Here is a 19,410-nt window from a genome sequence, read left to right on the forward strand (position 1 = left end):
CGTCAGGCTGCCCTAGCCCGTATCAGGGCGTAGCCGCGTGCCAGACGTTGTTGAAGTTGTCGCCCGTGCGGTCACCCGGCTTGGCATCCTTGGAGAAACGGTAGAGCGGCTTGCCCCGATAGGCCCATTGCTTGCCGCCGTCGTCACGCGTGATGACGCTGTAGTCGCCCGTGGCGCTGGTACCGGGCGCGGCCATCAGTGGCGGCCAGTTGGTGGCGCAACCGCCATTGCAGGCGCTCTTGCCGGCCGTGTCACGGTCGAACGTATAGAGTGTCAGGCCCTGAGGATCGGTCAACGTGCCACCGGCAACCTTCACCGTGGGCGGCATATTGCCGGCGCTGCCACCCATGCCACCCATGCCCGAACAGGCGGACAGCAGGACTGCGGCAGAGGCGAGCGCGAGAACAGCGGGGCGGGACAACGATGCGAGGGAAGCGACTGCGATAGGACGGGAAAGGGCCATGATGTCGATCTCCATGCGATTCGGCGCCGCCAGCCGGCACCGTCCCTTCAGTAAACACCGGATGTGACGGCTTTATTCCATTCGGGCGAAAAAAAACCTGCCGCATCGCACGGATGGGCAGGTTTTCATATTGCAGCGCAACACCCGGATCAGAGTTCGCCGTAGCTATGCAGACCGGAAAGGAACATGTTGACGCCCAGGAAGGCAAAGGTCGTGACCAGCAAACCCACCAGCGCCCACCAGGCCGCCATGGTGCCGCGCAGGCCCTTCATCAGCCGCATATGCAGCCAGGCCGCGTAGTTCAACCAGACGATCAGGGCCCAGGTCTCCTTGGGGTCCCAGCTCCAGTAGCCGCCCCAGGCTTCCGCCGCCCACAGCGCGCCAAGGATGGTGGCGATGGTGAAGAAGGCAAAGCCCACCGCGATCGACTTGTACATCACATCGTCGAGCACTTCGAGCGAGGGCAGGCGCTCGGCGAGGATGCCGTGCTGCTTGAGCAGGTAGGCCACCGACACCATGGCGGCCAGGGCGAAGGTGCCGTAGCCGATGAAATTGGCCGGCACGTGGATCTTCATCCACCAGCTCTGCAGCGCGGGCACCAGCGGCTGGATCTCGCTCGCGTCGCGGCTGACCGTATACCACAGCAGGAAACCGACTGCCGCCGATACCACCAGCATCACGAACGGCCCCAGCGCACGGGTCTTGTAGCGGCCTTCGTAATACAGGTGGAACAACGAGGTGATCAGCGTGAACAGCACGAACACTTCGTACAGGTTGGAGATGGGGATGTGGCCGATGTCCGCGCCGATCAGGTAGGACTCGTACCAGCGCACCAGCATGCCGGTAAAGCCCAGCATCACCGCTGCCCACACCATCTTGCTGCCGATTTGCAGCCCGGTCTCCGAGCGCGCCAGCAAGCCGCCCCAGTAGAACAGGGTGGACAGGAACACCAGGGCGCTCATCCACAAAATGGCCGACTGGCTCGACAGGAAGTACTTGAGGAAGAAGGCCTGCTCGGCGCGCGGCAACTGGCCCTGGTAGAGCTGGATCGCGAACAGCGCCAGCACCGTCAGCGTCACCATCAGCAACCGCGCCGGCTTCCAGTGCCATCCCAGCAGCGCAAAGGTAGGCACCGCGGCGATCAGCACGCCCTTGTCGTAGACATTCATCCACGCGCCGTAGCGTGCCAGCGCGAAGCCCGCGCCCGCCGCCAGCATCAAGGCAAAGAGCCAGTCGACCCAGCCGAGCCGGCGCAGGAACGACGGCTCCAGGTAGGCCTGCTCATCGCCACTAGCGACAACGCCCGCTGGACTCGCCTCCATGCCCGGCTTGGCCTGATTCACATTCGAAGACATATTGGTTCCTGCTTATTTGCGGGCGCCTGCCGTGCCGATGCTGCCGGCGGCGCGGCCAACATCGTCGCGCAGCGCGACAAACTCTTTCTCGAAATCCAGTGTACGGCGCTGCGTGGACATGGCCATCAGCACGTGGCTGGCGGCGCCCTGCCCGCCAGCGGTTCCGGCGGGGTCCGCGGGGTCCTTCACCCAGAGCCAGACGCGGCGCTCGCGGATGTAGAACATCGAGAACACGCCCAGCACCAACAGCAGACAGCCAAGATACACGATGTTCTTCCCTGGTGCACGGGTCATCTGGAACACGCTGGCCTTCACTTCCGTGAAGTCGTCGAGCTGCAGGAAAACCGGCGCGGTGTAGAAGAAACTGTCGGACAGCGCATTGATGGCTTGCTGCATGAAAGCGCCACTTTGGGCACTATTCGGCACCACCGGCAGCTTGTCTTGCGCGCGCGCCACCTGCCAGAGTTCCCACATCGAGCCATTGAGGATCTTCAGCAGCACGTCGGCGGCTTTCTGCTGCTCGGCCGGCGGCACGGACTTTTCCAGGAAGGCGGCAATCGCGGTGAAGCCGCCCGGCGGGGCCTGCGGGTTGCTGCGCGAGGCGCCGGCAAACAGGTCGAGCGCGCGCAAGGCGCCCTCGGCCAGCTGGCCGCGCAGTACTTCGCGGCCCTCGCCCGGCATCGAGGCGAGTGCGAAGCGGCGCGCGGCTTCGCTGCGCAGCGCGCGATCCTGCAGCGCAGCACGCAGGCGCATCCAGTCCGCCACGCTGTTTTGCTCGTCGGCCGGAATGCGCAGATAGCGGAACGGCTCGCTCGGCGTATCCCGCATGCCGGCGAGGAAGACCGACTGGCCGTCGAGTTGCACCGGCACCATGTAGTTATTGAATTCGCGAGCCTGGCCGTTGCGGTCGCGCAACTTGTATTGCACCGACGGGCCAACGTTGCGCAACTCCTTCGCGCGGTCAGGATTGACCGCCGAGCCCAGGTGGGACTCGAGCTTCTCGTTGAGCGATTTGCGCGCCACGCCACGCGCGTCGGGCTTGCCCGATGCATCCGTGACGTTCTCGATATTCATCAGGCGGAAATCGCTGAACTCGACCGTCAGCCCCTCGGCATCGGCCGCGTTGCCCGTGCCGGTCAGCGGCGAATTGGCGCCCACGGTGCCGGCAAAAGCAAAGGTCTTTTCACTGCCACCCTGCATCGGGTAGCCAACGAACTTCAGCTTGGAGCCGCCGTCCTCGAAGCTGGACTGGTAGATAGCCACGCCGTCCACCACCAGCGGCTCGTTGACCTTGATGGTGGCCTCGGTCTTGCGGCCGGTGGCGCGGTCGGTGATGACCACGTCGGAGGCGAACAGCTTGGGCATGCCGGTCGAGTAATGCTCGACGCTGAACTTCTTCAGCGTGATATTGAACGGCAGATCCTGCACCAGCGCGCCGTCCGAGATATTCAGGATGGCGGTGGACACCGTCGAGCCTTCCGGCACGAAGGCGTTGCCACGGAAGCCCGGATTGTTGACCGACAAACGGTGCTCGGGCGGGATGTCGTTGATCACGGCGTTGCCGCCGATCGGGCTCTTGCCGCCGAACCACATCTGCGCGCGGATCAACATGTCGCCGTCGAGCAGGCCACCGATGCAGATCACCACGATAGCGGTGTGCGCGAGGATGTAGCCCAGCTTGTTGGCCGCGCCCGCCTTGGCGGCCAGCAGGGTGGCGCCTTCATGCGCAACGCTCTTGATGCGGTAGCCGCGATTGGCCAGCAGCGCGGTGAGGTGCTTCACCGCATCGGCGCGGGGGCGGCCCGAATCGAACTCGGCGCGATGATGGAAGGACCGCAGGCTGCGCTCACGCACGTGGTCCTTCCACGAGCGCATGTCCTTGATCATCTTGGGCGCGTTGCGGGTCAGGCACAGCGAGGTGGAGATCACCAGGAAGGTCAGGATCAGCAGAAACCACCAGGAGCTGTAAACCTTTTGCAACGACAGCGCGTGGAACAGGTCAGCCCAGAAAGGACCGAACTGGTTCACATAGTTGGGATAGGGCTCGTTCTGCTTGAGGACGGTCCCGACCACGCTGGCAATCGCAATCACCGTCAGCAGCGCGATAGCGAATCGCATCGAGGACAGCAGCTCAACCGCGTCGCGTAGCAGGCGGTGAGAAGTCTTCAGGTGCAGTCCTGACGTGGAAGCGGTGGACATGTGCAGTGGGGCCCTCAGCCTTGAAATGAAAAAGGGTGGACATGCTCGCGCAGGCCACCCTCTTCGATTGTTGCCGGGCTGCTTGGTTGCACCTGGGCGTGGCGCTTCGCGATGGCGAGGCCCGCTGCGGTGCTCCGGCTGCCCGGCGCGGAACGACTTAGCGAATCCCTGCGACGTAATCGGCCACGGCCTTGATCTCGGCATCCGACATCTTGGCGGCGACGGTGGTCATCACGGGATTGTTCTTGCGGGTGCCCTGGCGGAACGCAACCAGTTGCGCCTCGGTGTACTCGGACCATTGGCCGCCGATGCGCGGGTACTGGGCCGGAATGCCGGCGCCGGTGGGGCCGTGGCAAGCCGCGCAGGCCGGCACGCCCTTGGCCGCAATGCCGCCTCGGTAGATCTTCTGGCCGGCTTCGATGGTGTCCTTGTTCTTGGCGGTGGCAGGCTTGAGGCTCTGCTTGGCCAGGTAGGCGCCGACGTCCTTCATTTCCTGCTCGGACAAGGCGGCCGCGTAGGGCGACATGATGGCATTGCTGCGGCTCTTGGCCTTGAAGTCGTCGAGCTGCTTGTGCACGTATTCGGGGTGCTGGGCGGCCAGCTTCGGGTTGGCGGCGCCGCCGCTGTTGCCGTTGGCGCCGTGGCAGCTCAGGCAAGCCGGGACATTGCGATCAGCGGCACCTTGCGTGTAGAGGGTTTCGCCCTTGGCCGGATCAGCCTTTGCGGCGGCCTGCTCTGCGGCAGATGCCAGACCGGTCATGGCAGTTGCCGGCAGAGCCAGCGCCACGACAGCCAGAAGTTTCGCAATGCGGTTCATTCGCACACCTTGTCTGAATTGTTTTGAATTCCATGGGGCACGCCGTTCAGCACACTGCCCGCGGTGAGGACGCGATGGGCAGGCACTTTGACATCGGAAATTCATCACGACGGACCGCCGGCTCGCCTGAAGCCAGAAAACGCCCAGGCGAAAGCCGGATGGCACCGCCCCCATGCGAACGAGAGCGGCAGACCGTGCGAATATCCCGGTAGCAGGCCCAGACCCCCGGTTGGCCCTCTTGTGGCGGCACCACGCTTCGGCGCCGTAACAGGGACTTGACCAACAGGCTTGCTACCACAATGGAACGGACACGCAAGACTTCCCTGCCAGATAAATGCGAGGCCAAGGATGCCGCGCGTCACCTAATCGGGAGGCCGTTAACCGCGTTATTGTACAATAAATCGTGTGCCGGATAGAGGATGTGCGCGCCGCGACGCGGCCAGACGCCAGCCCCGGCCATCCAGGCGGCAGCATGTGCCGCCCACCTCACTCACATCGGCGCGGTGACGCCGGCGAACCCGCCTGAACCCAGGCGGCAGCCCGCCCCCACCCGCCCCATCGCCCAAGCGCATGTCCCTCCTACATCAGGCCCGCTTTTTCGTTACCGTCAATCACCTGCGCGACCTGCCTGCCACGGCCGTGCCGGAAGTGGCGTTCGCCGGCCGCTCCAACGCCGGCAAATCCACCGCCATCAACATCCTGTGCAACCAGAAGCGGCTGGCTTTCTCGTCGCGCACGCCGGGCCGCACCCAGCACATCAACTTCTTCGGCGTGGCCCCGGTCAAGGCGCCGGACCCGCTCGCCTTCCTCGTCGACTTGCCCGGCTACGGCTATGCGCAGGTGTCGGGATCGGCCAAGTTCCACTGGCAAGCGTTGCTGAGCGACTACGTGCAGACCCGCTCGCAACTGTCCGGCCTGGTGCTGATGATGGACGCGCGCCGCCCCTTTACCGACCTGGATTGCCAGATGGTCGAGTGGTTCCTGCCCACGGGCCGGCCTATTCACGTGCTGCTGACCAAGGCCGACAAGCTGACCAACAGCGAGAACGCCCTTGCCTTGCGCGAAACCCGCAAGGTGCTGGCCGGCTACGCCGAGCAGCTCGACACGCCCGTGCCCCTGACCGCGCAGCTGTTCTCCAGCCTGAAGCGCCGCGGCATCGAGGAAGCCCAGCGCGTGGTGGCGGGTTGGCTGTCCCTGCCCGAGGCCCTGCCACCCGCCGCCCCGGCCAACAACGCCGCGGCAGCGCCGGAAGCTGAAACGGAAGCTGAACCGAGTGCGGCTGCGGACGATACGCCGCCCGACGCGCCCGCGAACTGATCCCACGGGCGCCACGACGCGTACCCACCCCTGCGCCCGCCCTGTTGTCGAATCGGCAAATAGAATCGGCAAATGAACCGGCAAAAAAAACCCCGTTGCAAGCAACGGGGGCGAACTTTCCCACCGGTTAAGGGCGGGTACCCGCTCAGGGAGGAGTAGCGGGGGACGCTGCATCACGCAAGCGCAACGCAGAGTGTCCGCGAGTATGATAGCGGGCGAGATCAAAAGTTTAGTTTTTCTTTCACAAGCGGCCTGGTCAGGCACTTGCCAGCCACATCGCGCCAGCCGCCCGGCAGACTCCCGCACTTCTTTTCCGACTCCCCCTCTCAAGCCATGTCCACTTTTCCCGAGTACCGTCCGCGCCGCATGCGCCGTGATGATTTCTCACGCAGGCTGATGCGCGAAAACCGCTTGTCGCCGGACAACCTGATCTATCCGGTGTTCATCGTCGACGGCCATAACCAGCGCGAGAGCGTGGCATCCATGCCCGGCGTGGAGCGTCTGTCGATTGACCTGCTGCTGCCGGTGGCGCAAGACTGCGTGAAGCTTGGCATCCCGGTCATCGCGCTGTTCCCGGTAATCGACCCGGCCCTGAAGACGCCCGACGGCATCGAGGCGACCAACGCCGAAGGCCTGATCCCGCGCGCCGTGCGTGCGCTCAAGGACCGCTTCCCGGAACTGGGCGTGCTGACCGACGTGGCGCTGGATCCTTACACCAGCCACGGCCAGGACGGCGTGCTGGACGACGACGGCTACGTCATCAACGACGTCACCGTGGAGATCCTGGTCAAGCAGGCACTGACGCAGGCCGCGGCCGGCGTGGATATCGTGGCGCCCTCGGACATGATGGACGGGCGCATCGGCGCCGTGCGCGCGGCGCTGGAAGACGGCGGCTATATCCATACGCGGATCATGGCGTACTCGGCCAAGTTCGCCTCGGCCTTCTACGGCCCGTTCCGCGATGCGGTGGGCTCGGCGGCCAACCTGGGCAAGGGCAACAAGATGACCTACCAGATGGACCCGGCCAACTCCGATGAGGCCTTGCGCGAAGTGGCGCAGGACATCATGGAAGGCGCGGACATGGTGATGGTCAAGCCCGGCATGCCTTACCTCGACATCCTGCGGCGCGTGAAGGACGAGTTCCGTTTCCCCACCTACGTCTACCAGGTCAGCGGCGAGTACGCGATGCTCAAGGCCGCCGCCCAGAATGGCTGGCTGGATCACGACAAGGTCATGATGGAATCGCTGCTGGCGTTCCGCCGCGCCGGCGCCGATGGCATCCTGACCTATTTCGCACGCGACGCCGCTCGCCTGCTCACGCGCTGAACCGGCCCGGATGCAACTGCTAGGCTTTTCCGCCAGCCAGGTCCATCCGCTCGCCTCGCTCGATGCGGCGCGCGATTTCCTCGCCGGCAATGCGGCGGCCCGCTTCGTCTGGGTCGACACGCCGATCGAGGAGGTCAGCGGCGCGCCGACGGCCTGGCGCGACAGCGTCCAGGCGCTGACGGGCTCCCCGGTATTGGACCTGCATCTCATCGATGCCACCAATTCGTCGCATCCGTCGTATTTCGATACGACGCATGCCTACGACATGGTGATCTTCCGCAAGCTCACGTTCGAGACCAGCCGGCTGATCGCCGAGGCTGGCGGAGAGGCGGCGGCGGCATCCGCTACCGCGACAACCGGCCAGCAGTCCGCCGCGAAACCCAGAACTGCGGCCAAGCCGCGCCGCTACCCGCCGGGCTTCCTGCCCGCGCTGGCCAAGATCGATACCCAGCCGGTCACTTTCTTCGTTTTCGATAACGTGCTACTGACGGTCCGGCCTGCGCAATCGCGCACGCTGGACCAGGTGCGCCAGCGCCTGCTTGAGCTGTGCCAGGCGCCGCGGCCGCAAGCGGCGTCAAAGACACGGGCCAACGGGAACGCCGCGCTGGTGCATGGCATCCGCCCGCCAACCCGCCCGGAAGACCTGATGCTGCGGCTGCTCAACGCCATGGTCGACCGCTACCTGGACCTGCGCGCACCGCTGACGCGCCAGCTCGACCGGTGGCAGCGCGCGCTGCTTAACGCGCGGCGCAGCTTTTCCAGCTGGGAGGGATTGCTGGACGCCCGCATCGAGCTGCGGCGCCTGGAGCACCTATGCGAGGAGCAGCACGACGCACTGCAAGAGTTCCGCGACAGCCTGCTCGACAACAGCTACAGCATCGCGAGTGAAGGGGCCGCCACAGGCACGCCAGGTGCGCCAAACACGGCAGGCCGCGACGATGCACTGCTGGTGCGCATCAACGACGTGATGGAGCACATCTCGCGTGTGCTCGCGCATGCCCGCCGGCTGGAGGACTCGATCGAGTCCGCGGTGCAGATCCACTTTTCATCGGTGGCGCACCGTACGAATCGGACCATGCGCACGCTGACGCTGATCACCGCGCTGTTCATGCCGCTCACGCTGATCACCGGCATCTTCGGCATGAACTTCGACCGCATGCCATGGCTGCGCGAGCCGCAGGGCTTCTGGTGGTCGCTGGCGCTGATGGGGGCGGTAGTGGTGGTGCTGGCCGCGGTATGGGCGCTGGGACGCCGGCTGGAGCAAAGCTAGCCGGCGCCTGCCGAAGCTGGCGCTTCGGGTATTTCAGGTACGTCTCGGATACGTCTCAGGTACGTGTCAAGTGCTGGCCTTCGCATCGAGCGCACGCGACAGCGTGTCGAGAAAGCGCGTGGCCGGCTGGTAGCCGATCGCGCGGACCGGCCGCTCGCGCCCGTCGGCGCCGTACAGGATGATGCCCGGGGGGCCGAACAGCCCGAAGCGCTTGAGCAACGCACGGTCGTCGGCGTTGTTCCGCGTGACGTCCGCCTGCAGCATCACGACCTCGGACAGCCGCGCCCGCACGCGCTTATCCGTAAAGGTGAACCGCTCCATCTCCTTGCAGCTCACGCACCAGTCCGCATAAAAATCGAGCAGCACCGGCTTGCCAGCGGCGGCGGCCTGCGCCACGCGCGCGTCGAGCTCGGCAATCGAGCGAACCCGCTCGAACCGCACCTCGGACACACCGCCGGCTGCCGCTTCCGGCGCCGAGCGCGCGGCACTCAGGTGCGCCAGCGGCTGCAGGGGATCCCGGCCACCGGATGCCAGCCCCACCAGCAGGATGGCCCCCGCCAGCGCTGCCAGCAGGCCCAGGCCCTTGCCTACCCTGGCCAAGCCATGCGCATCGGGGCCGAGCGAATCGAAGGCGCTCAGGAACACCGCGCCAACCAGCAGCAGCGCAGCCCAGCCCGCCATCAGCGCCCATGCCGGCAGCACCGGGCTCACCATCCAGAGCGCCACGCCCAGCAGCAGGAAGCCAAAGAAGCGCTTGGTCGTCTCCATCCAGCGCCCGGCGCGCGGCAGCAGGTTGCCTGCCCCCACGCCCACCAGCAGCAGCGGCACGCCCATGCCGAGCGCCATGGCAAACAGCGCACCGCCGCCGACTACGGCATCGCCGGTGCGCGCGATATAGGCCAGCGCGCCGGCAAGTGGCGCCGTCACGCACGGCCCGACGATCAGCGCCGAGATTGCGCCCATGGCTGCGGCGCCGGCGAGCTGCCCGCCCTGGCGACGGTTGGACGACGCCGTCAGCCGGGTCTGCCAGTGCTGCGGCAGCTGCAGCTCGTAGAGACCGAACATGGACAGCGACAGCGCCACCATCAGCAGCGCGAAGGCAACCAGCACCCACGGCGCCTGCAGCGCCGCCGAGAGGCCCTCGCCGAGCAGGCCCGCCGCCACGCCGATGCCGGTGTAGACCACCGCCATGCCGAGCACATAGGACAGCGACACCAACAGGGCGCGCTTGCGCGTGACGTGCTCGCCCACCACGATCGACGACAGGATGGGCACCATGGGTAACACGCACGGCGTGAAGGTCAGCAGCAAGCCCAGGCCGAAGAACAGCGCGGCGATCACGCCGAGGTTGCGGCTGGCCAGGGCGCCGGCAATGCGGTCGTTCTCGTCGGCCGCGGGTGCCGGTTGGGCGGGGGAGGGCCCGGTCGATGCCGCAGCCCCCGCCGCGTCGCCCCTTGCGGCGGCCGGGCCGTTGCCGATGCTGCTGGAATCCGCCGGTGCCCGCTTGCCGAACAGGCTGTCGAGCACACCACCGCCGACCTTGAACACACTTTCCTGCGGCGGATAGCACAGGCCCTTGTCGGCGCAGCCCTGGGAGGTCACCACCAGCGACCATTTGCCGTCGGCCGGGGCAGACTCCACCGGCACGCGGATGGTCAGCCCGCCGTGATAGGTTTCCATCTCCTTGCCGAACGTCTCGTCGAACTTGACCTTGCCGGGCGGGAACACCGGCGCGCCCAGCTTGACGGATGCAGGCTGCGCCGCAAAGGCGAAGCGATCGCGGTAGAGGTAATAGCCGTCCGCCACATCGAAGCGAACCTCGATCGTCTTCGCATCGACCTGATGCGCGGCAAACCGGAAGGCTTGCTCAGGCGGCAGGAAATCGTCGTCGGCGGCATGCGCCACGCCGGCAAGGCATAGCCAGAGCGCGGCAAACAGCATGATCAGCAGCCGCACTGCGGCACTATGCCGCACGGCTTGCACGGCCCGGGGCCCCCTCGAAGCGTTCGCGCCCACACTGAAACTCATGCCCTGCCTTTGAATTGTCATTCGTTCTGTCCGCATCGCGCTCGCGTCAGGCGCTGTCGCCCTCGTCCGCGCCCGTTCGGGTTTCATGCGCCACCCATGCCAGATAGGGCGCGAATCCGGCGACCAGCGGCAGCGCCACGATCTCCGGCACCTCGTACGGGTGCGCGAGCCGGATCGCTGCCTCCAGCGCGGCGTAGCGCTCCTGGGTGGTCTTGATCATCAGCGGCCACTCGCGTGCGCTTTCGATCTCACCTTGCCACCAGTACTCGGACTCGCACGGCGCGAGCCGGTTCACGCATGCCGCCAGCCTCGACTCCAGCACGGCCCTTGCTACACGACCCGCGGACTCGGCGTCCGGCAGCGACGTCATCACCAATATTGCTTCGCTCATCAAAACTTCCTCCCAGGCCGCAGGCTGCCCGGCGGCGGCATTCCGGCACGCCGGCCCCGGAAAACAAAAGAGCCAGGCATATAGCCTGGCTCGATTGTAAGCGGTGTCCGCGCGGCTCGCCGCGACCAAAGGTCGCAAGCGGCCGGGACGGCATCAACCTTATTCGCCTGCTTCCTCAGCCGGCGCTTCGGTGATTTCCGGGCGGTCAACCAGTTCGACCAGCGCCATCGGCGCATTGTCGCCTTGGCGGAAACCGAACTTCAGGATACGGGTGTAGCCACCCGGACGTGCGTTGTAACGCGGGCCGAGTTCGTTGAACAGCTTGGTGACCATGTCGCGGTCGCGCAGGCGGGCGAAAGCCAGGCGGCGATTGGCAACGGTGTCCTTCTTGGCCAGCGTGATCAGGGGCTCGACAACCTTGCGCAGTTCCTTGGCCTTGGGCAGGGTGGTCTTGATCAGCTCGTGCTGGAACAGCGAGTTGGACATGTTGCGCAGCATCGCGAGACGGTGCGACGAAGTGCGGTTCAGTTTCCGCAAACCATGACGGTGACGCATGATGATTCCTTTATTGCTATGTTTGACCAGCTCTTCTATCGCTTGGCCGGGATGCTTCCCGGTTCGGCGCGGGCCGGTAGTCTATTAGGGCAGCCGGCACATGCCGGTCGCCGGGATGACCTGGCGCGGTGGCTGGACAAGCCCGCCACCGCGCCCGGTTATTACTTCTCCAGCCCTGCGGGCGGCCAGTTCTCGAGCTTCATGCCGAGGGTCAGGCCGCGCGAAGCCAGCACTTCCTTGATTTCGTTGAGCGACTTGCGACCCAGGTTCGGGGTCTTCAGCAGCTCATTTTCGGTACGCTGGATCAGGTCGCCGATGTAGTAGATGTTTTCGGCCTTCAGGCAGTTGGCCGAACGCACCGTCAGCTCCAGGTCGTCGACCGGGCGCAGCAGGATCGGATCGATCTGCGGCGTACGGCTCGAAGCGGCTTCCGCCGACGACTCGGTGCCTTCCAGCGCGGCGAACACCGACAACTGATCGACCAGGATGCGCGCCGATTGACGAATCGCTTCCTCGGGCGAAATCACGCCGTCGGTTTCGATGTTCATCACCAGCTTGTCGAGGTCGGTACGTTGTTCCACACGAGCCGATTCGACTGCGTACGAAACGCGGCGCACCGGCGAGAACGAAGCGTCCAGCACGATGCGGCCGATCACCTTGCCCGCTTCGTCGCCGAACTTGCGCACGTTGCCCGGCACATAACCACGGCCTTGTTCGACCTTGATCTGCATATCGAGCTTGCCGCCGGCCGACAGGTGAGCGATCACGTGGCCGGGGTTGATGATCTCGACATCGTGGGGCAGCTCGATATCGGCTGCCGTCACAACGCCTTCGCCTTCCTTGCGCAGCGAGACCGTGACTTCGTCGCGGTTGTGCAGCTTGAAGACCACACCCTTCAGATTCAGCAGCAGGTTGACTACGTCTTCCTGCACGCCATCGATGGTGGAGTACTCATGGACCACCCCAGCGATCGTGACTTCGGTCGGGGCATAACCGACCATCGACGACAGCAGCACGCGACGCAGGGCGTTACCGAGCGTATGGCCATAGCCACGCTCGAACGGCTCCATCACGACCTTGGCGTGATGGTCGCCGAGCGGCTCCACGGCAATAATTTTAGGCTTGAGTAGTGCTGTTTGCATTAGGTTGTCCTTTTCAATACCCTCGGCTCGTTACACCGATAAGGCTGACGTATGGAACCTGAAAATCCCATCGCACGATGGGCAATAAGCCCGGCGCGCGGCAGCGCGTCGGGCTGAATGTGAAGCTTGACGGGAAACGCAAGCCCCTGACCGTTCGATGGTGTCGGACAGAATTCGAGTGATTAACGCGAATACAATTCGACGATCAGGCTTTCGTTGATGTCACCCGAGATATCGGCGCGATCCGGCACTTGCTTGAATGTGCCTTCGAACTTCTTCGCGTCCACGGCAACCCATGCCGGGAAACCCGATTGCTCAGCCAGCGACAGCGCTTCGGCGATACGGACTTGCTTCTTCGACTGCTCGCGGATGGTGATGACGTCACCAGCCTTGACTTGTGCCGACGGCACGTTCAGGGCTTGACCGTTCAGCAGGATCGCCTTGTGCGACACCAGCTGGCGCGCTTCAGCGCGGGTCGAGCCAAAGCCCATGCGGTACACGACGTTGTCCAGGCGCGATTCCAGCAGTTGCAGCAGCTTCTCGCCGGTGTTGCCCTTGCGGCGGTCGGCTTCAGCGAAGTAGCGGCGGAACTGACGCTCGAGCACGCCATAGATACGCTTGACCTTCTGCTTTTCGCGCAGTTGGTTGCCATAGTCGGAGGTGCGTGCACCCGAGGTGCGGCCGTGCTGGCCCGGCTTGCTGTCCAGCTTGCACTTGTCTGCAAGCGAGCGGCGTGCGCTCTTCAGGAACAGGTCGGTACCTTCACGACGGGATAGTTTGGCCTTCGGGCCGATATAACGTGCCACTTTATCTTCCTTCCTGATCGATCGCGGCGCCTTGTTCGACGCGCCGCGAGTCCGCCTTCTCCGCCCGTTCTAGGGACGCATGAGTGGCAGACGGTGGGCTTATCCAGCGCATTCCCCTGAGGGCACGCGCAAAAGCATATGACTGACTGCTTGCACCAGGCGGCGGGCCATGAGGCCAATCGCCAAACACAAAAACGCAAAACGAAAACCTGCCGCAAAGCATATGCAGCAGGTCAACGTGCAATGCTACCACACCGGGCAGAGATAGAGGAAGACCTCACCCACAGCCCGGGTATCACACCGGCGCTTAGATCCGACGACGCTTGGGCGGACGGCAGCCGTTGTGCGGCACTGGCGTCACGTCTTCGATAATCGAGATCTTGATGCCGAGCGCGTTCAACGCGCGCACAGCCGATTCACGGCCAGGGCCGGGACCCTTGATGCGCACGTCCAGGTTCTTGATACCCTGGTCTTGCGCCACGCGGCCGGCGTTCTCGGCAGCAACCTGAGCTGCAAAGGGCGTCGACTTACGCGAACCCTTGAAGCCCTGGCCACCCGAGGTTGCCCATGCCAGAGCGTTGCCCTGACGGTCGGTGATCGTGATGATGGTGTTGTTGAACGAAGCGTGGACGTGCGCAATGCCGTCGGCAACGTTCTTCTTGACCTTCTTACGCGCGCGCTGGGCGGCGTTATTCGGACCTTTTGCCATTAGTTTCTTCCTCTGCCTTCGGCTTTACTTCTTCAGAGCCACGCCGGCCTTACGCGGACCCTTGCGGGTACGGGCGTTGGTGCGGGTGCGCTGACCGCGCATCGGGAGACCCCTGCGGTGACGGACGCCACGATAGCAACCAAGGTCCATGAGACGCTTGATGTTCATCGTGGTTTCACGACGCAGGTCACCCTCAACCGTGGCCTTGGCTACTTCGTCACGAAGCTTTTCCAGGTCGCCGTCGGTCAGGTCCTTGACCTTCTTGTCAAAGGGAACGCCGGTGGCCACGCAAATCTTGCGGGCGCGCGAGCGGCCGATACCGTAAATAGCCGTCAGGCCGATCTCGGTATGCTTGTGGTTCGGGATGTTAACCCCTGCGATACGTGCCATTCGTCAATCCTCTTTCCGATTAGCCTTGGCGTTGCTTGTGGCGGGGATCCGACGAGCAGATCACGCGCACGACACCGTTGCGCTTGATAACTTTGCAGTTGCGGCAAATGCGCTTAACAGAAGCCAGCACTTTCATGATTTTCCTCTTCCTTCAATTCCTGTTCGCTTCACTTCGTCCGAAAGACGATGCGCGCGCGTGACAGATCATATGGGGTCAGTTCAACCGTCACCCGATCACCCGGAAGAATCCGGATGTAGTTCATTCGCATCTTGCCGGAGATATGGCCCAGCACTACATGGCCGTTTTCCAGTTTGACGCGGAACGTCGCGTTGGGAAGGTTTTCCAGGACCTCCCCCTGCATCTGGATGACGTCGTCTTTTGCCATACCTAGCCTGTACCGACCCGGCTTCAGCGCAAGGTCAGATTACCCTTGAAATTCGCTTTCTTCAGCAGGGACTCATATTGCTGCGACATGACATAGGATTGGACCTGGGCCATGAAGTCCATCGTGACGACCACGATGATCAGCAACGAGGTTCCGCCAAAATAGAACGGAACGTTCCAGCGCAGTACCAGGAATTCCGGCAACAGGCAGACCAGTGTGATGTAGATCGCACCAGCCAGCGTCAGACGGACAAGAATCTTGTCGATGTAGCGCGTCGTCTGCTCGCCCGGACGAATGCCCGGAATGAAGGCACCGCTTTTCTTCAGGTTGTCCGCGACTTCCCGGCTGTTGTACACAAGAGCCGTATAGAAGAAGCAGAAAAATATAATTGCAGCAGCGTACAGCAGGATGTAGACCGGCTGTCCCGGCGAAAGCGTCGCAGCCAGGTCCTTGATGAACCGGCCGGCAGCGCTCGTCGAGTCAGACGTGAACCAGCCCGCGATGGTCGCCGGGAACAGGATGATCGACGATGCGAAGATCGGCGGAATCACCCCTGCCATGTTCAGCTTCAGCGGCAGGTGCGACGACTGACCGCCGTACACCTTGTTGCCGACCTGACGCTTGGCATAGTTCACCAGGATCTTGCGCTGGCCACGCTCGACAAACACCACGGCGAAGGTAACACCGGCGATGATTGCAACGATCAGGATCGATGCAATGATGCTCATGGAACCGGTGCGAACCAGTTCGAAGAGCCCGCCGATCGCGTTGGGCAAGCCCGCCGCGATACCGCCGAAGATGATGATCGAGATGCCGTTGCCCAGACCCCGCTCGGTGATCTGCTCACCCAGCCACATCAGGAACATCGTACCGGTCACCAGCGTGATCACCGCGGTCGCCCGGAACATCAGGCCCGCATCGATCACCAGACCAGGCTGAGATTCCAGCGCGACTGCAATCGACAGCGCCTGGAAGGTGGCCAGAACCACCGTGCCGTAGCGCGTGTACTGCGTGATCTTGCGTTGACCCGCCTGCCCTTCCTTCTTCAACGACTCCAGCTGCGGCAGCACGATCGTCAGCAATTGCATGATGATCGACGCCGAGATGTACGGCATGATGCCGAGCGCGAAGACGGTAAAGCGCGACAGTGCACCGCCCGAGAACAGGTTGAACATCCCGAGGATGCCACCTGACTGACTCTGGAAAAGCTTCGCAAGCTGTTCCGGATCGATTCCCGGCACCGGAATATGCGCTCCGATGCGGTACACGATCAAGGCCAGCACCAGGAACATCAGCCGGCGCTTTAGGTCGCCGTACTTCGCCGTGTTCTTGGCTTGCGTGCTTGCATTGGGTTTCGCCGTGGCCAAACGATGCTCCGACTGTGACTCGCCTATGCTGCGAAATCTGCTGCTAAATTACGCCGCGATCTGACCGCCGGCGGCTTCGATCGCAGCCTTGGCACCAGCGGTGGCGCCCAGACCCTTGATCGTTACCTTGCGGGTCAGCTCGCCAGCCTTGATGATCTTGGCGCTCTTGACCAGCTCAGTCACCAGGCCAGCCTGCTTCAGAACCAGCAGGTCCACCTCGGTGGCTTCCAGACGCTCGATGTCACGCAGGCTCACCTCAGCGGTGAAGATCTTCGTGAGCGAGGTGAAGCCACGCTTCGGCAGGCGACGATACAGCGGCATTTGACCGCCTTCGAAGCCGACCTTGTGGAAGCCGCCCGAACGCGACTTCTGACCCTTGTGACCACGACCGGCAGTCTTGCCCAGGCCGGAGCCGATACCGCGGCCGACGCGACGCTTTGCGTGCTTCGAACCGTCAGCCGGTTTCAGGTTGTTGAGTTGCATCTTGCTCTCCGTGTCCCGGTATCAGGCCAGAACCTTGACCAGGTACGACACCTTGTTGATCATGCCGCGAACAGCGGGCGTGTCCTGCAGCTCCGACACCGAATTGATACGGCGCAGGCCCAGGCCACGTACGGTGGCGCGATGATCCTCACGCGTGCCGATCAGGCTGCGCACGAGTTGCACTTTTACGGTTTGTTGCGACATTTCGTCCGACTCCTTAACCGAGGATGTCTTCAACAGACTTGCCACGCTTTGCGGCGATCTCGCCCGGCGTGCTCATCTTTTGAAGACCGTCCAGCGTGGCGCGAACCATGTTGTACGGATTGGTCGAGCCGTGCGACTTGGTCACGACGTTGGTCACGCCCATCACCTCGAAAATCGCGCGCATCGGGCCACCAGCGATCACGCCGGTACCTTCCTTGGCGGGCATCATCAGCACCTTGGCGGCGCCGTGCTTGCCAACGACTTCGTGTTGCAGCGTGCCGTTCTTCAGCGAGACCTTGACCATCTTGCGACGGGCTTCGTCCATTGCCTTCTGAACTGCAACCGGCACTTCCTTGGCCTTGCCCTTGCCCATGCCGATGCGGCCATCGCCGTCACCAACCACGGTCAGCGCAGCGAAACCGAGAATCCGGCCACCCTTCACCACCTTGGTGACACGGTTGACCGAGATCATCTTCTCGCGGAGGCCGTCGTCGCGTTCGTCCTGCTGGACTTTTGCTTGCATTTTTGCCATGACGTATCTCTCTATGTGCGCTTAGAACTTAAGGCCGGCTTCGCGCGCTGCGTCAGCCAGTGCCTTCACGCGACCATGGAAGCGGAAGCCGCCGCGATCGAACGCAACGGTTTCCACGCCAGCTGCCTTCGCCTTTTCGGCGATGCGCTTGCCAATCAGGGTCGCGGCGGCGGCGGTAGCACCGCTGCCAGTCAGTTCCTTGCGCACTTCTGCCTCGGCGGTCGAAGCCGATGCCAGCACTTGCGTGCCGCACGGCGAGTAGACCTGGGCGTAAATATGCGAATTCGTACGGAACACGGTCAGACGGTTGATCTTCAACTCCGCGATTTTGGCGCGGGTCTGACGTGCACGGCGCAAACGAGCGTCTTTCTTGTTCATGATTGCACCCCTTACTTCTTCTTGGTTTCCTTCAGGATGACGCGCTCGTCCGAGTAGCGAACGCCCTTGCCCTTATAGGGCTCAGGCGGACGGTACGCGCGGACTTCCGCTGCCACCTGACCGACTTTCTGCTTGTCCGCACCCTTGATGATGATCTCGGTCTGCGTGGGCGTTGCCGCCGTCACGCCTTCCGGCATCGCATGGATCACGTCGTGCGAGAAACCAAGCTGGAGCTTCAGCGCAGTACCTTGCAGCTGGGCACGATAGCCCACGCCGACCAGGTTAAGCTTGCGCTCGAAACCGGCGGTTACACCCTTGACCATGTTGGCCACCAGGGCGCGCATGGTGCCCTGCAGTGCGTTTGCTTCGCGCGATTCATCAGCGGGGGCGAAAGTCAGCGTGTCGTTTTCGACATTGACCTTGACCAGGCTGTGGATCGGCTGCGTCAGCGTGCCGAGCGGGCCCTTAACGGAGAGCACGCCAGCTGCCAGATTAACTTCTGCGCCTTTGGGCAGCGCGATGGGAGCCTTACCTACACGGGACATGGTTTACTCCTTACGCGACGTAGCAAAGAACTTCGCCGCCCACGCCAGTGGCACGTGCCTTGCGATCGGTCATCAGACCCTGCGGGGTCGAGATGATTGCGACGCCGAGGCCGTTCATCACTTGGGGGATGTCGCTGCGGCCCTTGTACACGCGCAGACCAGGCTTCGAGACACGCTCAATGCGCTCGATGACCGGACGGCCAGCGTAGTACTTCAGACCGATGCTCAGTTGTGCCTTGCCGCCTTCTTCTTTCACGGCGTAGTCGTCGATGTAGCCTTCGTCCTTAAGGACCTTGGCGATTGCCACTTTCAGCTTCGACGACGGCATGACAACCGACACTTTCTGCACGCCTTGGGCGTTGCGGATGCGCGTCAGCATATCGGCGATAGGATCGCTCATGCTCATACTGTTTCTCCTGTAGCCTGTGCGTAATTACCAGCTGGCTTTCGTCAGACCCGGGATTTCGCCACGGAAGGCGATTTCACGGATCTTATTACGCGCCAGGCCAAACTTGCGGAAGGTACCGCGGGGACGACCGGTGATCGCGCAGCGGTTACGCTGGCGAGTCGGGTTCGCGTTGCGCGGGAGCTGCTGCAGCTCGAGACGCGCGCTATAACGCTCTTCTTCCGACTTCTCTTGGTCGTCGATAATGGCCTTGAGGGTCGCACGCTTGTCGGCATACTTTGCCACGAGCCTAGCGCGCTTCTTCTCACGTTCAATCAGAGCCAATTTAGCCACGGTTACCC

24 protein-coding genes are annotated in these 19,410 nt (G+C 63.5%); 3 read left to right on the plus strand and 21 right to left on the minus strand.

The annotated features are described in order from the left end of the window. Positions 1-22 precede the first annotated feature (22 nt). The 4 genes from ACYP5B_RS20720 to ACYP5B_RS20735 all read right to left on the minus strand — a co-directional run bounded on the left by ACYP5B_RS20720 (position 23) and on the right by ACYP5B_RS20735 (position 4,834). On the minus strand, positions 23-463 hold the full coding sequence (locus tag ACYP5B_RS20720) for a COG4315 family predicted lipoprotein (protein WP_459570957.1): 441 nt from the start codon (positions 461-463) through the stop codon (positions 23-25). A gap of 149 nt (positions 464-612) precedes the next feature. Then, a complete protein-coding gene (gene ccsB, locus ACYP5B_RS20725; protein WP_459570969.1) occupies positions 613-1,785 on the minus strand; it encodes a c-type cytochrome biogenesis protein CcsB in 1,173 nt (390 codons plus the stop codon). Between the two features lie 45 nt (positions 1,786-1,830). Beyond that, on the minus strand, positions 1,831-4,017 hold the full coding sequence (locus ACYP5B_RS20730; protein ID WP_459570958.1) for a cytochrome c biogenesis protein ResB: 2,187 nt from the start codon (positions 4,015-4,017) through the stop codon (positions 1,831-1,833). A 157-nt stretch (positions 4,018-4,174) separates the two neighbouring features. Continuing rightward, positions 4,175-4,834 carry a c-type cytochrome gene (locus tag ACYP5B_RS20735; protein WP_267604565.1) on the minus strand — a complete coding sequence of 220 codons (660 nt, stop codon included), beginning with the start codon at positions 4,832-4,834 and terminating at the stop codon, positions 4,175-4,177. A 570-nt stretch (positions 4,835-5,404) separates the two neighbouring features. Here ACYP5B_RS20735 and yihA point away from each other — a divergent pair. From yihA to ACYP5B_RS20750, 3 genes are all read left to right on the plus strand, one after another. After that, positions 5,405-6,151, plus strand: a complete 747-nt coding sequence (gene yihA, locus ACYP5B_RS20740) for a ribosome biogenesis GTP-binding protein YihA/YsxC (protein ID WP_459570959.1) — start codon at positions 5,405-5,407, stop codon at positions 6,149-6,151. A 333-nt stretch (positions 6,152-6,484) separates the two neighbouring features. Beyond that, entirely contained in the window at positions 6,485-7,477 is a 993-nt protein-coding gene (gene hemB, locus ACYP5B_RS20745; protein WP_400091581.1) for a porphobilinogen synthase, read from the plus strand. A gap of 10 nt (positions 7,478-7,487) precedes the next feature. Further along, the gene (locus ACYP5B_RS20750) at positions 7,488-8,747 is read left to right on the plus strand and encodes a magnesium transporter CorA family protein (protein WP_459570960.1); all 1,260 of its coding nucleotides are present in this window, start codon (positions 7,488-7,490) and stop codon (positions 8,745-8,747) included. Between the two features lie 66 nt (positions 8,748-8,813). Here ACYP5B_RS20750 and dsbD read toward each other — a convergent pair whose 3' ends face one another. The 17 genes from dsbD to rpsN form a co-directional block, all read right to left on the minus strand. Beyond that, positions 8,814-10,775: a protein-disulfide reductase DsbD gene (gene dsbD, locus ACYP5B_RS20755; protein ID WP_459570970.1), complete on the minus strand. Its 1,962-nt coding sequence runs from the start codon at positions 10,773-10,775 to the stop codon at positions 8,814-8,816. Positions 10,776-10,821: 46 nt separating this feature from the next. After that, a complete protein-coding gene (gene cutA, locus ACYP5B_RS20760) occupies positions 10,822-11,166 on the minus strand; it encodes a divalent-cation tolerance protein CutA (RefSeq protein WP_318231202.1) in 345 nt (114 codons plus the stop codon). Between the two features lie 159 nt (positions 11,167-11,325). Then, positions 11,326-11,721: a 50S ribosomal protein L17 gene (gene rplQ / locus ACYP5B_RS20765; RefSeq protein ID WP_006160427.1), complete on the minus strand. Its 396-nt coding sequence runs from the start codon at positions 11,719-11,721 to the stop codon at positions 11,326-11,328. Positions 11,722-11,882: 161 nt separating this feature from the next. After that, entirely contained in the window at positions 11,883-12,863 is a 981-nt protein-coding gene (locus ACYP5B_RS20770) for a DNA-directed RNA polymerase subunit alpha (RefSeq protein ID WP_006160428.1), read from the minus strand. A 182-nt stretch (positions 12,864-13,045) separates the two neighbouring features. Continuing rightward, positions 13,046-13,669: a 30S ribosomal protein S4 gene (gene rpsD / locus ACYP5B_RS20775; RefSeq protein WP_006160429.1), complete on the minus strand. Its 624-nt coding sequence runs from the start codon at positions 13,667-13,669 to the stop codon at positions 13,046-13,048. Positions 13,670-13,976: 307 nt separating this feature from the next. Continuing rightward, a complete protein-coding gene (rpsK, locus tag ACYP5B_RS20780; RefSeq protein ID WP_006160430.1) occupies positions 13,977-14,378 on the minus strand; it encodes a 30S ribosomal protein S11 in 402 nt (133 codons plus the stop codon). 24 nt (positions 14,379-14,402) lie between these two features. Then, positions 14,403-14,768: a 30S ribosomal protein S13 gene (gene rpsM, locus ACYP5B_RS20785; protein WP_006160431.1), complete on the minus strand. Its 366-nt coding sequence runs from the start codon at positions 14,766-14,768 to the stop codon at positions 14,403-14,405. A 19-nt stretch (positions 14,769-14,787) separates the two neighbouring features. Further along, on the minus strand, positions 14,788-14,904 hold the full coding sequence (gene rpmJ, locus ACYP5B_RS20790) for a 50S ribosomal protein L36 (protein ID WP_006160433.1): 117 nt from the start codon (positions 14,902-14,904) through the stop codon (positions 14,788-14,790). A 31-nt stretch (positions 14,905-14,935) separates the two neighbouring features. Next, complete coding sequence (gene infA, locus ACYP5B_RS20795) at positions 14,936-15,154, minus strand: translation initiation factor IF-1 (RefSeq protein ID WP_006160436.1); 219 nt, start codon at positions 15,152-15,154, stop codon at positions 14,936-14,938. Positions 15,155-15,177: 23 nt separating this feature from the next. Then, positions 15,178-16,521 carry a preprotein translocase subunit SecY gene (gene secY / locus ACYP5B_RS20800; RefSeq protein ID WP_267604570.1) on the minus strand — a complete coding sequence of 448 codons (1,344 nt, stop codon included), beginning with the start codon at positions 16,519-16,521 and terminating at the stop codon, positions 15,178-15,180. Positions 16,522-16,569: 48 nt separating this feature from the next. Further along, positions 16,570-17,004: a 50S ribosomal protein L15 gene (gene rplO, locus ACYP5B_RS20805; RefSeq protein WP_267604571.1), complete on the minus strand. Its 435-nt coding sequence runs from the start codon at positions 17,002-17,004 to the stop codon at positions 16,570-16,572. A gap of 21 nt (positions 17,005-17,025) precedes the next feature. Beyond that, positions 17,026-17,208, minus strand: a complete 183-nt coding sequence (gene rpmD / locus ACYP5B_RS20810; RefSeq protein WP_006160440.1) for a 50S ribosomal protein L30 — start codon at positions 17,206-17,208, stop codon at positions 17,026-17,028. Between the two features lie 13 nt (positions 17,209-17,221). Next, the gene (gene rpsE, locus ACYP5B_RS20815) at positions 17,222-17,740 is read right to left on the minus strand and encodes a 30S ribosomal protein S5 (protein ID WP_006160449.1); all 519 of its coding nucleotides are present in this window, start codon (positions 17,738-17,740) and stop codon (positions 17,222-17,224) included. 21 nt (positions 17,741-17,761) lie between these two features. After that, entirely contained in the window at positions 17,762-18,118 is a 357-nt protein-coding gene (rplR, locus tag ACYP5B_RS20820) for a 50S ribosomal protein L18 (protein WP_043350338.1), read from the minus strand. An 11-nt stretch (positions 18,119-18,129) separates the two neighbouring features. Further along, positions 18,130-18,663, minus strand: a complete 534-nt coding sequence (rplF, locus tag ACYP5B_RS20825) for a 50S ribosomal protein L6 (RefSeq protein WP_267604573.1) — start codon at positions 18,661-18,663, stop codon at positions 18,130-18,132. Between the two features lie 10 nt (positions 18,664-18,673). Next, complete coding sequence (gene rpsH / locus ACYP5B_RS20830; RefSeq protein ID WP_006160454.1) at positions 18,674-19,069, minus strand: 30S ribosomal protein S8; 396 nt, start codon at positions 19,067-19,069, stop codon at positions 18,674-18,676. Between the two features lie 27 nt (positions 19,070-19,096). Then, positions 19,097-19,402, minus strand: a complete 306-nt coding sequence (rpsN, locus tag ACYP5B_RS20835; protein ID WP_006160456.1) for a 30S ribosomal protein S14 — start codon at positions 19,400-19,402, stop codon at positions 19,097-19,099. Positions 19,403-19,410: the final 8 nt, after the last annotated feature.

It is taken from the genome of Cupriavidus sp. 8B (genome assembly GCF_054589115.1).

Bases quoted from the DNA above. Each gene is read 5' to 3' on its own strand.
- rplF (WP_267604573.1), bottom strand. From the start codon at position 18,663: ATGTCCCGTGTAGGTAAGGCTCCCATCGCGCTGCCCAAAGGCGCAGAA.
- yihA (WP_459570959.1), top strand. From the start codon at position 5,405: ATGTCCCTCCTACATCAGGCCCGCTTTTTCGTTACCGTCAATCACCTG.
- cutA (WP_318231202.1), bottom strand. From the start codon at position 11,166: ATGAGCGAAGCAATATTGGTGATGACGTCGCTGCCGGACGCCGAGTCC.
- ACYP5B_RS20750 (WP_459570960.1), top strand. From the start codon at position 7,488: ATGCAACTGCTAGGCTTTTCCGCCAGCCAGGTCCATCCGCTCGCCTCG.
- infA (WP_006160436.1), bottom strand. From the start codon at position 15,154: ATGGCAAAAGACGACGTCATCCAGATGCAGGGGGAGGTCCTGGAAAAC.
- hemB (WP_400091581.1), top strand. From the start codon at position 6,485: ATGTCCACTTTTCCCGAGTACCGTCCGCGCCGCATGCGCCGTGATGAT.
- ccsB (WP_459570969.1), bottom strand. From the start codon at position 1,785: ATGGAGGCGAGTCCAGCGGGCGTTGTCGCTAGTGGCGATGAGCAGGCC.
- rpsM (WP_006160431.1), bottom strand. From the start codon at position 14,768: ATGGCACGTATCGCAGGGGTTAACATCCCGAACCACAAGCATACCGAG.
- rplO (WP_267604571.1), bottom strand. From the start codon at position 17,004: ATGCAACTCAACAACCTGAAACCGGCTGACGGTTCGAAGCACGCAAAG.
- ACYP5B_RS20735 (WP_267604565.1), bottom strand. From the start codon at position 4,834: ATGAACCGCATTGCGAAACTTCTGGCTGTCGTGGCGCTGGCTCTGCCG.
- rpsE (WP_006160449.1), bottom strand. From the start codon at position 17,740: ATGGCAAAAATGCAAGCAAAAGTCCAGCAGGACGAACGCGACGACGGC.
- rplQ (WP_006160427.1), bottom strand. From the start codon at position 11,721: ATGCGTCACCGTCATGGTTTGCGGAAACTGAACCGCACTTCGTCGCAC.
- rpsH (WP_006160454.1), bottom strand. From the start codon at position 19,069: ATGAGCATGAGCGATCCTATCGCCGATATGCTGACGCGCATCCGCAAC.
- ACYP5B_RS20720 (WP_459570957.1), bottom strand. From the start codon at position 463: ATGGCCCTTTCCCGTCCTATCGCAGTCGCTTCCCTCGCATCGTTGTCC.
- dsbD (WP_459570970.1), bottom strand. From the start codon at position 10,775: ATGAGTTTCAGTGTGGGCGCGAACGCTTCGAGGGGGCCCCGGGCCGTG.
- ACYP5B_RS20770 (WP_006160428.1), bottom strand. From the start codon at position 12,863: ATGCAAACAGCACTACTCAAGCCTAAAATTATTGCCGTGGAGCCGCTC.
- rpmD (WP_006160440.1), bottom strand. From the start codon at position 17,208: ATGTCGCAACAAACCGTAAAAGTGCAACTCGTGCGCAGCCTGATCGGC.
- rpmJ (WP_006160433.1), bottom strand. From the start codon at position 14,904: ATGAAAGTGCTGGCTTCTGTTAAGCGCATTTGCCGCAACTGCAAAGTT.
- rpsK (WP_006160430.1), bottom strand. From the start codon at position 14,378: ATGGCAAAAGGTCCGAATAACGCCGCCCAGCGCGCGCGTAAGAAGGTC.
- rplR (WP_043350338.1), bottom strand. From the start codon at position 18,118: ATGAACAAGAAAGACGCTCGTTTGCGCCGTGCACGTCAGACCCGCGCC.
- ACYP5B_RS20730 (WP_459570958.1), bottom strand. From the start codon at position 4,017: ATGTCCACCGCTTCCACGTCAGGACTGCACCTGAAGACTTCTCACCGC.